The organism is Alkalihalobacillus sp. TS-13 (genome assembly GCF_019720915.1).
Lineage (GTDB): Bacteria > Bacillota > Bacilli > Bacillales > Fictibacillaceae > Pseudalkalibacillus.
In genome coordinates this window covers 428,254-441,948 of sequence record NZ_JAHKSI010000002.1, presented here as the reverse complement: position 1 = coordinate 441,948, position 13,695 = coordinate 428,254, and the positions used below count along the sequence as shown (strand labels likewise).

The window sequence follows — 13,695 nt, the reverse complement described above, 5'->3', positions numbered from 1 at the left end:
CGACGAACAAAGGTTTAAAACTCGAAATAAAGGCGAACGATATAGTACAATGATGTACGGACAACATAGAGTGAAACGTTAGAAAGGGGAATCATCCTATGCTAAATGAAAAAGTAGCTGTCATCACGGGTGCATCCCGGGGTGCAGGAAAAGCAATTGCCACCCGATTAGCAGCCGAGGGAACGAAATTAGCAATCATCGGGTCTTCTGAACAGATCCATGAAACCGCAAAAGAATTAGAGGAAAACGGCAGCGAGGTACTGAGCCTTCAGGCCGATGTTACAGATGAGCAACAAGTTAAAAAAGCGTTCAAGCAAACCTTCGATCATTACGGACAAGTTGATATTTTAATCAATAACGCTGGAATCGGATTTTTCAAAACCGCGGGAGAGACAACCCTTGAGGAATGGGAGAAAGTCTTTGCTGTCAACACGCGCGGAGTGTTTTTAACCACAAAGGAAGTCCTCCCGTTCATGAAGGAAAAACGATCCGGTACGATCATCACAATTTCATCTGATGTAGGTAGAAGGACGATCGCAAATGGATCAGCGTATACTGCTACCAAGTATGCGGTTCAAGGATTTATCGGTTCAGTCGCTCAGGAAGTGCAAGAGTACGGCATCCGTGTTGGTACTGTAAATCCTGGAGCAATCGATACGTTCTTTGCAGATTCCAAGCAGGGTGAAGTGCATAAGGAAGATTGGTTGAAGGTCGATGACATCGCAGAAGCAGTATGTTACATGGCTTCAGCTCCGAAACACATGGTCATCGATGAAATCGTCCTCCACCCATTGTCCCAGGAATACCCGAGATATTAATTCCAAATCAAATTAACAAGTTGAAGATGACTCGAAAGTATCGATATTCACAAAATAGCGGTTCCGTTAGTGAATACGGCATACGATTCGGGTCGTCTTTTTTATTGAAGAAAAAGGTACGGCTTCAAGGGGGATGACCGTCACTTTAAAGCGTTAAAACCTTGGTATTATGCAAAAATAGCCCCTTTCAAAACAAGCTGGAACCTGACATTTCATTGCATTTTATTAAACAAAATGATATTATATCGTTAAATAAACGTCATATTTAAAATGGATAATACCGTCCATTTATAAGAGGAATGAACTGGACTTAAGAATAGAAAACAGTTTCTCTACATGAAGATAAGAAGCAAAGGAGGCAGATATAATGAAGCCAGGTATGCAAGTAGGTCAACAGGCTACCATTACTGCTACAGTGACACCTGATATGTATGCGCAGTTCGAAGGGAATTTAGTACACCCTGCTTATTCGACTGTTTCGATGGTCTATCACATGGAATGGGCTGCACGACAAATCATTCTCCCTTATCTCGAAGAACACGAGGAAGGGATTGGCGGCGGAGTAACAGCGAAACATTTGAATCCTACGCCTGCGGGAAGTGAAATCACCGTAACGGCTATCCTTAGAGAAATAAAAGGGAAGGCGGTCATCTGTGATCTCGAAGTCCGGAACAATAAAGAAAAAATCGGAGAAGGCGAAGTCACTCAATATATACTACCGAAAGAGATGATCAAGGAAAAAATCGAGTCGATGAAGGCTTAATTTTTTGCGTATTTATGAAAGCGTTTACGATGACGGTTCAATAGTCATCAAGATTAATAGAATTGGGGGATTACATCATGTTTGAACGCATCAATGGACACGAACAAGTTTTGTTTTGCAATGATCCTGATACAGGGTTGAAAGCAATTATCGCGATACATAATACGACACTGGGACCAGCACTGGGCGGTTGTCGTATGAGACCATACAATTCTACGGATGAGGCGATCGAGGACGTACTCCGTCTATCAAAAGGAATGACCTATAAATGTGCTGCGGCAGATGTCGACTTCGGAGGCGGAAAGGCAGTCATCATCGGAGATCCATTGAAGGATCGATCACCGGAATTGTTCCGTGCGTTCGGCCAATTCGTAGAGTCGTTAAGCGGACGTTTCTATACGGGTACCGATATGGGGACGACTCCAGACGATTTCGTCCATGCATTGAAAGAAACGAATTGCATCGTCGGTGTCCCTGAAGAATATGGCGGAAGCGGAGATTCATCGATTCCGACTGCAGAAGGGGTCCTTTATGGTCTGAAAGCGACGAATAACGTCCTTTACGGTTCCGATGATTTAAGTGGTAAAACGTATTCGATCCAGGGACTTGGAAAAGTTGGATACAAAGTGGCTGAAAAGCTTCTTGAAGATGGCGCCGACCTTTATGTCACTGATATTAATGAATCTGCAATCAGACGGATCATCGAGCATGCTGAAGGTCTGAAAGGGAACGTGAAAGTCGTAGAAGGTGATGAAATCTATAGTGTTCCAGCGGATGTTTTCGTTCCTTGTGCACTTGGTGGAATCATCAATGATGAAACAATTGAGAAGTTGAAAGTGAAAGCCGTCGTCGGATCGGCGAACAACCAGCTTTTAAGAGATGAACACGGCAAGTTCTTGCAGGAAAAAGGAATCATATATGCACCAGACTATATCGTTAACGCTGGCGGACTCATCCAGGTGTCTGATGAGTTGTACAGCCCGAACAAAGACCGCGTATTGGCAAAAACAAAAGCGATATATGACACGCTGATGGAAATCTACCAAAAATCAAATGAACAATCGATCTCCACTGCAGAGTCTGCAAATCAATTTTGTAATGATCGTTTGACAAAGAGAATGAAGCGCAACAGCTTCTTCAGTCATAAGAAACGACAAAAATGGAATGTACGTAACTAAGGAGGGGTCTTATGGAAACGCAATTTCCGATGAAACAGATCTTGAATGAAGATGGCGTCGTCGTCAACTCAGAATTTGAAAACGAGATGACAGAATCATTGACGAAAGAACTCTATATAAAAATGCTCAGAGCTCGGATGTTTGACCGCAAAGGTGTAAACCTCCAGCGGCAAGGCCGGATCGGTACGTATGTCCCATTTGAAGGGCAAGAAGCAGCTCAAGTAGGAAGCTCGCTTGTGCTTGAAGAAGGCGACTGGATGTTCCCGACATACCGTGATCATGCGGCGACTTTGACTTATGGCCATTCAGCCCGCAACCTCTTCCTTTATTGGAAAGGTTATCCGATAGGATGTGTACCCCCGGAAGGGAAGAACATTTTCCCTCCAGCAGTACCAATCGCTTCCCAACTTTTACATGCCACAGGTACAGCATGGGCTGAAAAAATGAAGGGAACCGACCGTGGCTCCATCGTCTATTTCGGTGACGGTGCAACTTCAGAAGGAGACTTTCATGAGGGGCTGAATTTTGCAAGCGTATTCAATGCCCCTGTTGTCTTTTTCAATCAAAACAACGGGTTCGCCATTTCGGTGCCGATGGAAAAACAGATGAAAACGAAGACGATTGCTCAAAAAGCAGTCGCTTATGACATCCCTGGCGTCCGAATCGACGGAAACGATATTTTTGTCGTGTATTTCGAAACGAAAAAAGCGATGGAGCATGCACGCCAAGGAAACGGTCCGACGTTGATCGAGGCTGTAACCTATCGCTACGGTGCTCATACGACGGCTGATGATCCAAGCAAATATCGTGATCAAGAAGAAGCGAAACGCCGCCGGGAAACCACCGATCCGCTATTGCGACTAGAGCGTTATATGGCTAATAAGGGCTATTTTGAAGAGGCTTGGAAAACACAGGTCGAAGAAGAGATCACAAGAGAAATCGAACAAGCTGTTGAAGATATGGAAGCATTCGGTCCAGCAGAGCCGACAGATATGTTTACGCATGTTTTCCAAACACCGACATGGTCTGTCCAAGATCAGCTTGATGGATTCAAGTCCCGTATCAAGGAGGAAGTGTAAATGAGTACAGCGGTTAAAACTCAGAAACTGACGATGGTGCAAGCGATCACCGATGCAATGGCGACAATGATGCGCGAGCATGACAATGTACTCGTTTTAGGTGAGGATGTCGGAAGGAATGGCGGAGTTTTCCGTGCGACTGACGGACTTCAGGCTGAATTCGGCGAAAAACGAGTCATTGATACGCCATTGGCGGAATCTGGAATCATCGGAACTTCGATCGGACTTGCGATGAATGGCTTCCGACCGATTGCGGAAATGCAATTTTTCGGCTTCATCTATCCTGCATTCAACCAGATCATGACGCATGCTTCACGGATCCGTTCACGTACACTTGGTCATTTTACAGTGCCAATGGTTATTCGAGCGCCATTCGGAGCTGGTGTCCGTGCGCCTGAAATCCACTCTGACAGTGTCGAAGCACTCTTCACACATATGCCAGGTATCAAGGTGGTCGTTCCATCCAATGCATATGATGCAAAAGGGCTTTTGATTGCGAGCATCGAGGATTCTGATCCGGTCTTGTTCTTGGAGCCGATGCGCTGCTACCGTTCACATAAGCTTGAAGTACCGGAAGAGAAATATACAGTTGAAATCGGAAAAGGTGCTCGTCTTCAAGAGGGTGAAGACATAACCCTGATTGCATGGGGGGCGATGGTGGACGTCGTAAAGAAAGCGGCGAAGGAAATTGAACAAGCGGAAGGGATCACGTGTGATGTTCTTGATTTGCGTACGCTTTATCCGCTAGACCGTGATTTGATCAGTGAATCTGTCCAAAAAACCGGGCGTGGTGTCATTGTCCATGAAGCACCTGGAACAGGCGGAGTAGGCAACGATGTGGTTTCGTTGATCAATGACACCTCATTCCTGCACTTGCGCTCACCGATCAAGCGTGTGACAGGTCATGATACACCGGTTCCGATGTTTGCTATCGAGGACCACTATCTGCCTGATGCTGAGCGTGTCAAGCAGGCTATTGTTGATACAGTACGTTTCTAAGATAGGAGGAAGAAGATGATTGAAGTAAAGCTCCATGACATCGGGGAAGGAATAACAGAAGGAGAAATTACACATTTTCATGTCTCTCCAGGAGACGTAGTCAAAATCGACCAACCATTAGTAGAGGTCCAAACAGATAAAGTAACGGCGGAACTTCCGTCGCCAGTCGCTGGTACGGTAAAAGAAATCAAAGCCTCTGAAGGTGAAGTCGTCACAGTCGGTACTACGATCATCCTGATTGAAAAAGAAGGGAGTGTCCCTACGCAAGATAAGATGCCGGAAGAACCACTACAGGAGAAACAAGAAAAACCTGTACCAGCTGCTCAACCTGAACGTTCAATGAGCGCAGTACAGTCCATGACACGCTTAACAAGACGTGTACTTGCAGCTCCATATACAAGGAAAATTGCTCGTGAAAACAACGTAGACATCGAGCAGATCAATGGGTCTGGCCCAGCTGGACGCGTAACCGAAGAGGATGTCTATCAATTCATCAATGGCGGTCAGGAACAGGTGGAAAAGAAACAAGAAGGATCGTCTGAGACCCCTGTTTCAATAACAAAAGCTGCGGTAGAAACAAAAGAAATTCCGTTCAAAGGACGCCGAAAACAGATTGCGCAGAAGATGACGCAATCACTTTACACGATTCCACATGTATCGCACTTTGACGAAGTCGATCTTACGAATCTATTAGACTTGAAAAAATCCCTTAAAACAGCTGACCCGGATGGATCGAAGGGCATGAACGTATCACTCGCAGCCTTCTTTGTAAAAGCGTTACAGCTAGCGCTACGTGATTATCCAATCTTCAATGCAAAACTGGATGAAGAGAATGAAGTCATTCGCCTTGAAGGTGAAGTGAACATGGGGATTGCGACAGATGCAGATGATGGTTTGATCGTACCTGTTGTGAAGAATGTTGAGCAAAAGTCGATTTCCACGATCAACAGTGAAATGAAAGAGCTGATTAATAAAGCTAAAACGAATAAATTGAAGCCATCTGAAATGAAGGGCGGTACTTTCACGATCAGTAATGTCGGTCCGCTAGGGAGCACTGGGGCGACCCCAATCATCAACCATCCTGAAGTCGGTTTGATGGCTTTCCATAAGACAAAGAAAATGCCAGTTGTCATCAATGATGAAATCGTCATCCGTTCGATCATGAACGTATCGATGACATTCGATCACCGTGTTGCGGACGGAGCTACCGCAGTCGCATTTACAAATCGCTTCATGCACTATATCGAAAACCCTGCAGCAATGACATTGGAGCTGATATAACATGGTAGTAGGTGAAGTAATACAAGAGCGTGAATTGATCATCGTCGGCGGTGGACCTGGTGGATACAATGCTGCAATCCGTGCTGCCCAGCTCGGAATCGAGGTTACTTTGATTGAAAAAGGAGAACTCGGTGGCATCTGCCTAAGTAAAGGGTGTATCCCATCAAAGCTTTATGCCCACACAGCTGAAAAGCTGGGGGATTGGAAACACATGCAGCAGCTTGGGATTGAAGCTACTGAACCTAAGTTCAACATGGACCAGCACAACACCTACATGATACAAACCGTTTCTGCTTTGCAAAAGGGTGTTGAAGCTCTATGTAAAGCAAATAAAATCGAGGTCATTAATGGGAGCGCCTCTTTTATGACTGGAAACCGTATCGGTGTTGAATCGGGCGATACGTTCGAGATGTTTAAATATGAAAAGGCGATTGTCGCGACTGGGGCATCATCCTATATACCACAGGAGATCGACGCTCGCTTCAATCACGTATACAACGCTCAGGAGATATACGCAATCGAAGAAGTGCCAGAGCATCTCGTAATCTATGGATCCGACTATATTGCTTTAGAAGCGGCTACGAGTTTCAATGCAATGGGCTCGAAGGTTACGATTGTCTTAGATGGGGGTAATGAGTTCGGAATTGATACGGAGATCAACAAAGAATTGACGCGTGTCTTGAAAAAATCAAAGATAAAAGTCATCAAAAATACCGTTATCGAAACAGTTGAAGAAAGTGATGACAACGTAACCCTTTACTTGCTGAAAAAGGATGAAAAACTGACGGTTGATGGATCTCATCTGCTCGTTTCAACTGGATTCAGGCCGAACACTACTGACCTTGGTCTTGAAGCATTATCAATGGAAACAGACGAGAACGGGTTTCTAGTCGTCAACGAATTCAGCGAAACGACAGAAAAGAATATCTATGCGGTAGGGGATGTAACGATCGGACCTTCACTTGCTGTCAAAGCGATCAAGCAAGGAAAAGTAGCAGCAGAACACATTGCAGGGAAAACACCGGAGCTCAATCTCCGCTACATCCCGACAGTGGTTCATACTTCTACTCCGATCGCATACGCAGGCCTTACGGAAGCACAAGCTGTGGAAGAGGGCTATCAAGTAGTTACCGGCCAATTCTCGATGGCAGGGAATGGCTTCGCGAGTATCGCTGGTAAAAAAGAAGGGCTTGTCAAAATCGTCAAAGACGCTGAAACAGATCTGTTGCTCGGTGTCCATATGATCGGTCAGGGTGCAGTAGAAATGATATCATCTGGTGTGACAGCACTTGAGATGGCAGCTCGCGATGAAGATCTCTCGTATCCATTCTATCCTCACCCAAGCTTCAACGAAGGATGGTTGGAAGCACTTGAGTCAATGACCGGAGAAGCGATTCATATCCCGCCGAACAAACAACAGAAGAAAGAAGCAGAGCCAGTAGGATGATATATAAGGAAGGCTGACCGAAAACCAATTCGGTCAGCTTTTTTCATAATCGAAGCTATTCTGGTACAATACTGTATTATTGCTTAATGTATAGGTGAATAGAATACGTGGATGAAAGTCTATAAAATTGACGATGAAAAATAACCTGAGCGGACGTCCACCCAGGTTGGAACAGCTATGAATTTCAACGATAATGGATGATCAAATACAGTTCACAACGTTTTAAGGAAGTATTTTGGTAGGTATGCGCAAAATCTGCGGAAAAGCGGAAGGCTTCCCCCGCTTTCAGTGAATGGGTCGAATCCTCTATCAAGACATTCAATTCACCCTCGTGAAGGAAAAGGTATTCCTCAACACCGGTACCATGCGAGGGACTCGTATAGGAACAACCGGGTTGCAATGTGACAGCATATGCTTCGAAATTACGGTTAGGCTCAGTTGGGAAGAGAGTGTGTACCAAATAACGCCCATCATCTTCTAACAAAGGCTCCACATCATCGATCCTTACTTTCGAAAACGTTGGTGCTTCCTCCTCGACAAAAGAGGAAAAAGAGACACCGAGTCCTGAAGCGATTTTCCATAATGTACTCACTGTTGGGCTGGACGTACCACGCTCGATCTGACCGAGCATCGCCTTACTGACGTTTGTCAGCTTAGACAAATCATCCAGGCTCAATTTCCGTTCCGTACGGATCATCTTTATTTTTTTACCGATCATATGATTGATTTCATGTGACATTGAATTTCTCCTTGACTATAGTATATGTTATAAAATACAATACATACAATATAACATACAGATGGTAAGTTTAACAAAGTCAGGGGAAGGTGAAGACCTTATGAATGTGGCCATTACAGAACGACTGTCGTCATCACTTTTCAGACGCGGACTTCAAAAGGGAAGCAGTATCGCAATCGGATATATGCCTGTTGCATTTACATTCGGTCTGCTCGCGAAAAGCTCCGGACTGAATCTCTTCGAAACGATCAGTATGAGCATCTTCGTATTTGCAGGTGCCGCACAGTATATTTCCCTTACAATGTTTGCAGCAGGAATCAGCGGCTTTGAGATCATCCTCACTACGTTTATCGTCAACATCCGCCATTTATTGATGAGTGCTTCTATTGGAGAGAAGTCATCTGATGATCCAAAATGGAAAAAAGCGCTATACAGCTTTTTCATAACAGATGAGACCTTTTCAGTAGCGGCTGTCCAAAAAGGAAAAATTCAAGCAGCTTATATGCTTGGTATCGGAATCATCGCCTGGAGCAGCTGGGTCATGTTTTCAGGAGTCGGTTACCTGATCGGTTCAGGATTGCCTTCGATTTTGCAGGAAAGCATGGGGATTGCGTTGTACGCCCTATTCATCGGTCTCCTTGTCCCTAGTGCACGAAAGTCATTGAAAGTGATACTCTTAGCTTCGGTTGCAGCTGTTGTTAATAGTATTTTAACCTTCAGCACATCGATGTCAACAGGCTGGACGATCATCCTTTCTACATTGTTTGCAGCGATTATCATTGAAGTCTTGTGGAAAGGGGAATAAGCGGATGCTTGATACGTATATCTGGATCATATTAGGGATGGCAGCTGTTACTTATATACCGAGGATGCTTCCTCTAGTAGCCTTCAAAACAGAATCAATCCCACCACTCATAAGAGGAGTGCTTAAGAATGTCCCTTATGCCATCCTTGGTGCGTTGATTTTTCCAGGGATCATCACCTTTAATGGGGAAATATGGATGGGTGTTGTCGGCGCACTTACGGCATTCGTTTCAGCTTATTTTGGTGCAAGCCTAATCGTAATTGTCATCAGTTCAATAGGGGCTCTAAGCCTCTGCAGCCTGCTATTCACTTAATAAATACTTTACTTTTCAAAAAAGGAGAACAGTGGTATATTGAATTTACTCCAATAAACGAGGTGAACAAGAATGTTTTTCTTTCGATATCTTGTTATAGGATTGTTTTCAATAACGGCTATATCACTCTTTGCTTTTCAATCCGTTGAAATTTTCCAAGCATTCATCGAAGCTTTTTTTACAGACATAAAACATAAATAAAGCGTTTTCAAAACAGAGCTGAATTCAGAGCTCTTTTTCTTTTTATAATTGACTCTGTTATTAAGTAAAGTTGGCGACATTCCCGCGGGGAAAGCGAGCCAGACAAGACGCCACAGGGAATTAAGGATCTTCGACTATAATAATGAACTTCGACTAAATACCATCACGTCCTGTGCAAGTGAGCGAGGGGGCTTGCGGAAGTAGGTTAATGCAATGAAGTGATGTCTAGCTCAGCGACCAGTCCCTTGGATCACTTCAAACTTCCTACGGCGGCAAATATTGATTGACATCCTTATGAGTTAGCCCACGCAGAACCAAGTCTTTGTTTGGTTCGAGCCTCCTCGTCAGTCCTCCAGTGACCTGCGTGACTAAACGGGTCGCTTCCGCTTTTCTTGTTCCCGCGGAAAGGGAGTTGATTTTGCATAAAACAGATGCTTTTCAAAAAAGTGTTTTCTTATCGTCAAAATGGGAAAACTAGGTTAGAAACTATGAAAAAGGACATGATAATGTGAAACTTATAGCTATTGATATGGATGGTACACTTGTCAATAACAATACAACAATCAATGAAGAGAACGTAAGAGTAATTAAAAAAGCACAAGAAGCAGGAATCCACGTGATTGTTGCGACAGGCCGTTCTTATAAAGAAGCCGTTAGTCCGATTAAAGAAGCAGGCTTGACTCTTCCCATCATAGCCATCAATGGTGCACAGATGAGGGATGAAGAGGGTACAATCAAGCAAAGCATTACATTGCCGAAGGACACTTATTATAAGGCTGATGAAGTTTTAGGCGGCCATTCGATTTATTATGAGCTATACACGAATAAAGGAACATTTAGTGACAATCCCGAAATGGCAATTGACATCATTGTTGACATCATCAAAAGCGCCAACCCTGAAGTAAGTAATGAGCGTGCGCATGAATTAGCAGACTATCGCATTAATAATGGACGTATTCATACAATTGAAGATTATAAGGAAGTCGTGGCAGAACCAGATGTTGAAATTTATAAGCTGCTCGCTTTTTCAAGAAATGAGCGCGATCGTAAAAATGCTTTGAATGATTTCCTTACATTCAAAGACTTAGCAGTCAGTAAATCTGCCGAGGCGAATATCGAGATCACACATCGTGATGCCCAAAAAGGAATCGCTGTGAAGCAATATGCGGAGGAGCTCGGCATCCCTATGAGTGAGGTCATGGCAATAGGCGATAACTACAACGACGTATCCATGTTCGAATTAGCAGGATATAGTGTAGCAATGGGCAATGCGGAAGAGGATATCAAAAAGTTATGCACCTTTGTGACTAAAACGAATGATGAAAGTGGAGTTGCCTTCGCGATCCAAACGTTCATGAGAAAGAACCGAGTCAGCTGATAAAAGATGTTGTTTGGCAGGAAGGTATTCTGACGCTAACAATCCGGCCAGTTTTGGATGGAATACGGCGGGTTTGAACCCTAATCCGGTCAATTTTGGATGGAATCCGGCGGCTTTGGAGCATAATCCGGCCAAAAGTGTAAAATTACACCATAGTCCCACCATATAACAGTAAAAACCCACCGCCTTCTGGGCGATGGGTTTCTTGTCTATTCAGATCAGACAATGCGTTTACGGATATACGTACTGATATAGTCGATGATGCTGACAAAGATGATGATGACGAGCAGGATCATCCCAACCTCATCCCAGTTCCGGTTACGGGAGGAGATGACCAGAAGCGTTCCAATACCACCTGCACCGATGATTCCAAGAACCGTGGATGCACGGACATCGATTTCAAATCGATAGATGGCATAGGATAAGAACTCAGGAATAACCTGAGGCATAATTCCGTAGAAAAAGATCTGAATCTTGTTCGCGCCGTTTGCTTCCATCGCTTCAACTACATTCATATCAATGGATTCAACGACTTCGGAGTAAAGCTTTCCAAGCATACCGACTGAGTGGATGGCGATTGCTAGCACACCAGCAAATGCACCAGGTCCGATTGCGACGACGAAGATCAAGGCGAGTAGGATCTCCGGAAAAGTCCGGTCAGCATTCAGGATCCATTTTCCTAATGTATTCAAAAATGGATTACGGTTGATGTTCGAAGCTGCGAAAAAGCCGAACGGTACAGCAAGGATTGCTGCCATGAATGAGCCTGTAAAAGCAATGAACAGGGTTTCCATCATATAATCAAAAACTCTGGACGCGAACGTGAAATCAGGGCTGAACAATTTTGGAATGACACGATCGAAGTTTGCAACTGTCCGTTCGCTGAAAATCCGGCCCCAAGGAATTTCGATTGTAGCAAATGCCCAAATATAGAGAGCGAGCATACCGATGCCGATTCCAATGTTTCGAAAAGTTTTGATACCACTTTTAGGTGGTTTAGGAGGAACAGTGATGTTCATTACACGAGACGCCCCCTTAATTTATTACTGATGTAATCGATGATGACAACGACTATAAACGTAATGACGATGATTGTACTTACATTCTGATAACTTAAAAAGTTCAGCTGCTGTTGAAGGATCAAACCGATTCCGCCGGCGCCTACGAAACCTAGAACAACCGAAGCACGTACATTGATTTCAAATACATACAGCGTGAACGAAACGAATTGAGGCAATACCTGTGGCACAACTGCATACCAGATGACCTGGAGTGTATTTCCCCCGGATGCACGGATCGCTTCAAGTGGATTCATATCAATAGCTTCAATCGTTTCACTGATCAATTTCGCAAGGATACCGAGTGAAAAGATGATCAGAGCAAGAATACCGCCGAAAACACCGATACCGAATAAACCGACGAATACAACTGCTAATATCAATTCTGGAATCGTACGCATGATATTCAAAAACATCTTGATGAAGTTATAGAGGAATTTGTTCTGTACAATATTGCTTGCTGCTAATAAGCTGAAAGGTATACATAGTATTCCAGCGATCGACGTTGCGATGAGTGCCATCTTGATCGTTTCCAGCAGCTTATCGACAACAACCCCAGCATAACTCCAGTTAGGCGGGAACAGCTGGACAACCATATTCCAGACATCCAGGAAAAACTTCGAATTAAAACGAAGTACCGAGGACTCGGTCATCACTGAACTGAAAATATATAGCCCAAGTACTACGAGTAATATAATGTTCATGCGTATTTTCGCATTTTTGGATACGAGACTAGTAGGCACTTGATCGGTACTTACGATACGATTAGGCGTTTGGTTCGTATTAAGGGGTTTCGACATTCTCTTCGGTGCCCCCTCGAATATCATCTTCCTTGATTGGTCTGCCGTAGATTTCTTCGAATGTTTGTTCATTCACTTCACTTGCAGGCCCATCAAATACAATTTCTCCGGCACGCATACCGATGATTCGATCAGCATATTCCATCGCCATATCAATAAAGTGAAGGTTGACGATTGTTGTGATGTTATCTTCACGATTGATTTTCTTCAAGTACTTCATGACTTGGTGAGAAGTAGGAGGATCAAGACTAGCCACAGGTTCATCAGCCAGTACGACAGATGGCTGTTGCGTCAGTACACGCGCGATGGAAACACGCTGTTGCTGTCCGCCACTCAATTGGTCTGCTCGTGTATATAGCTTCTCTTCGATATTTACACGCTTCAGGCTTTCATAGGCAAGAGCCATATCCTCTTTCGAATAGAGGTTGAGGATACTCTTGAGAGTCCCCGTATGACCCAGACGACCAGAAATCACATTTTTCATGACTGTAGAACGTTTGACCAGGTTGTAATTCTGGAAGATCATGCCTACTTTTGTACGGAGCTTACGGAGATCTGTCCCTTTATACTTCAAGATATCTTGATCATCAACGATCAATTGACCTTCTGTCGGTGTTACGAGTCTATTTACGCTTCGGATGAAAGTTGATTTCCCAGCTCCGGATAGACCGACGATGACCACGAACTCACCTTCATTGATCTTCACATTGATATTTTTTAAGCCTTGTGTACCGTTGGGGTAGACAAGGGATAAATCTTTCATTTCAATCATACTAACTCCCCTTATCGTGAACAGAGTCTGATTGTTTCATAGTTAGAGAGGAAGAATCAGTACT

At 44.1% G+C, this 13,695-nt stretch carries 14 protein-coding genes; 10 read left to right on the top strand and 4 right to left on the bottom strand.

What is annotated here, in order from left to right; genetic code table 11:
• The first annotated feature begins 98 nt into the window (after positions 1-98).
• From KOL94_RS18915 to lpdA, 7 genes are all read left to right on the top strand, one after another.
• Positions 99-818, top strand: a complete 720-nt coding sequence (locus KOL94_RS18915; protein ID WP_221568205.1) for an SDR family oxidoreductase — start codon at positions 99-101, stop codon at positions 816-818.
• A 367-nt stretch (positions 819-1,185) separates the two neighbouring features.
• Positions 1,186-1,581, top strand: coding sequence for a thioesterase family protein (locus KOL94_RS18910; protein WP_221568204.1), 396 nt, complete (start codon positions 1,186-1,188; stop codon positions 1,579-1,581).
• Between the two features lie 77 nt (positions 1,582-1,658).
• The gene (locus KOL94_RS18905) at positions 1,659-2,759 is read left to right on the top strand and encodes a Glu/Leu/Phe/Val dehydrogenase dimerization domain-containing protein (protein ID WP_221568203.1); all 1,101 of its coding nucleotides are present in this window, start codon (positions 1,659-1,661) and stop codon (positions 2,757-2,759) included.
• An 11-nt stretch (positions 2,760-2,770) separates the two neighbouring features.
• Positions 2,771-3,838: a pyruvate dehydrogenase (acetyl-transferring) E1 component subunit alpha gene (gene pdhA, locus KOL94_RS18900; protein WP_221568202.1), complete on the top strand. Its 1,068-nt coding sequence runs from the start codon at positions 2,771-2,773 to the stop codon at positions 3,836-3,838.
• The gene (locus KOL94_RS18895; RefSeq protein ID WP_221568201.1) at positions 3,839-4,837 is read left to right on the top strand and encodes an alpha-ketoacid dehydrogenase subunit beta; all 999 of its coding nucleotides are present in this window, start codon (positions 3,839-3,841) and stop codon (positions 4,835-4,837) included.
• A 15-nt stretch (positions 4,838-4,852) separates the two neighbouring features.
• Entirely contained in the window at positions 4,853-6,118 is a 1,266-nt protein-coding gene (locus KOL94_RS18890) for a dihydrolipoamide acetyltransferase family protein (protein ID WP_221568200.1), read from the top strand.
• Position 6,119: 1 nt separating this feature from the next.
• A complete protein-coding gene (lpdA, locus tag KOL94_RS18885; protein ID WP_221568199.1) occupies positions 6,120-7,565 on the top strand; it encodes a dihydrolipoyl dehydrogenase in 1,446 nt (481 codons plus the stop codon).
• Between the two features lie 184 nt (positions 7,566-7,749).
• Here the strand turns inward: lpdA and KOL94_RS18880 are convergent, their stop codons facing one another.
• Positions 7,750-8,304, bottom strand: a complete 555-nt coding sequence (locus KOL94_RS18880; protein ID WP_221568198.1) for a helix-turn-helix domain-containing protein — start codon at positions 8,302-8,304, stop codon at positions 7,750-7,752.
• 100 nt (positions 8,305-8,404) lie between these two features.
• Between KOL94_RS18880 and KOL94_RS18875 the strand changes: the two genes are divergently transcribed.
• The 3 genes from KOL94_RS18875 to KOL94_RS18865 all read left to right on the top strand — a co-directional run bounded on the left by KOL94_RS18875 (position 8,405) and on the right by KOL94_RS18865 (position 11,001).
• Positions 8,405-9,109, top strand: a complete 705-nt coding sequence (locus tag KOL94_RS18875) for an AzlC family ABC transporter permease (RefSeq protein ID WP_221568197.1) — start codon at positions 8,405-8,407, stop codon at positions 9,107-9,109.
• Between the two features lie 4 nt (positions 9,110-9,113).
• Positions 9,114-9,422: an AzlD domain-containing protein gene (locus tag KOL94_RS18870; RefSeq protein WP_221568196.1), complete on the top strand. Its 309-nt coding sequence runs from the start codon at positions 9,114-9,116 to the stop codon at positions 9,420-9,422.
• A 709-nt stretch (positions 9,423-10,131) separates the two neighbouring features.
• Positions 10,132-11,001 (top strand): Cof-type HAD-IIB family hydrolase, encoded by an 870-nt coding sequence (locus tag KOL94_RS18865; protein WP_311775193.1) that lies wholly within the window; start codon positions 10,132-10,134, stop codon positions 10,999-11,001.
• A gap of 218 nt (positions 11,002-11,219) precedes the next feature.
• On the opposite strand, the gene phnE (KOL94_RS18860) is transcribed toward KOL94_RS18865, so the two are convergent.
• Genes phnE (KOL94_RS18860) through phnC form a run of 3 tightly spaced genes read right to left on the bottom strand, consistent with a single transcriptional unit; the run spans position 11,220 to position 13,631 of the window.
• The gene (phnE, locus tag KOL94_RS18860; protein WP_221568194.1) at positions 11,220-12,020 is read right to left on the bottom strand and encodes a phosphonate ABC transporter, permease protein PhnE; all 801 of its coding nucleotides are present in this window, start codon (positions 12,018-12,020) and stop codon (positions 11,220-11,222) included.
• On the bottom strand, positions 12,020-12,859 hold the full coding sequence (gene phnE / locus KOL94_RS18855) for a phosphonate ABC transporter, permease protein PhnE (RefSeq protein ID WP_221568193.1): 840 nt from the start codon (positions 12,857-12,859) through the stop codon (positions 12,020-12,022). Before phnE (KOL94_RS18855) ends, phnE (KOL94_RS18860) begins: the two co-directional genes overlap by 1 nt.
• Positions 12,843-13,631 (bottom strand): phosphonate ABC transporter ATP-binding protein, encoded by a 789-nt coding sequence (phnC, locus tag KOL94_RS18850; RefSeq protein WP_221568192.1) that lies wholly within the window; start codon positions 13,629-13,631, stop codon positions 12,843-12,845. Before phnC ends, phnE (KOL94_RS18855) begins: the two co-directional genes overlap by 17 nt.
• Between the last annotated feature and the right edge of the window lie 64 nt (positions 13,632-13,695).

What these genes read in the sequence shown, in the direction of transcription:
- KOL94_RS18870 (WP_221568196.1), top strand. Translation starts at nt 9,114, where the DNA reads ATGCTTGATACGTATATCTGGATCATATTAGGGATGGCAGCTGTTACT.
- KOL94_RS18895 (WP_221568201.1), top strand. Translation starts at nt 3,839, where the DNA reads ATGAGTACAGCGGTTAAAACTCAGAAACTGACGATGGTGCAAGCGATC.
- KOL94_RS18905 (WP_221568203.1), top strand. Translation starts at nt 1,659, where the DNA reads ATGTTTGAACGCATCAATGGACACGAACAAGTTTTGTTTTGCAATGAT.
- phnE (WP_221568194.1), bottom strand. Translation starts at nt 12,020, where the DNA reads ATGAACATCACTGTTCCTCCTAAACCACCTAAAAGTGGTATCAAAACT.
- KOL94_RS18915 (WP_221568205.1), top strand. Translation starts at nt 99, where the DNA reads ATGCTAAATGAAAAAGTAGCTGTCATCACGGGTGCATCCCGGGGTGCA.
- KOL94_RS18890 (WP_221568200.1), top strand. Translation starts at nt 4,853, where the DNA reads ATGATTGAAGTAAAGCTCCATGACATCGGGGAAGGAATAACAGAAGGA.
- phnC (WP_221568192.1), bottom strand. Translation starts at nt 13,631, where the DNA reads ATGATTGAAATGAAAGATTTATCCCTTGTCTACCCCAACGGTACACAA.
- phnE (WP_221568193.1), bottom strand. Translation starts at nt 12,859, where the DNA reads ATGTCGAAACCCCTTAATACGAACCAAACGCCTAATCGTATCGTAAGT.
- KOL94_RS18875 (WP_221568197.1), top strand. Translation starts at nt 8,405, where the DNA reads ATGAATGTGGCCATTACAGAACGACTGTCGTCATCACTTTTCAGACGC.
- pdhA (WP_221568202.1), top strand. Translation starts at nt 2,771, where the DNA reads ATGGAAACGCAATTTCCGATGAAACAGATCTTGAATGAAGATGGCGTC.
- KOL94_RS18880 (WP_221568198.1), bottom strand. Translation starts at nt 8,304, where the DNA reads ATGTCACATGAAATCAATCATATGATCGGTAAAAAAATAAAGATGATC.
- KOL94_RS18910 (WP_221568204.1), top strand. Translation starts at nt 1,186, where the DNA reads ATGAAGCCAGGTATGCAAGTAGGTCAACAGGCTACCATTACTGCTACA.
- lpdA (WP_221568199.1), top strand. Translation starts at nt 6,120, where the DNA reads ATGGTAGTAGGTGAAGTAATACAAGAGCGTGAATTGATCATCGTCGGC.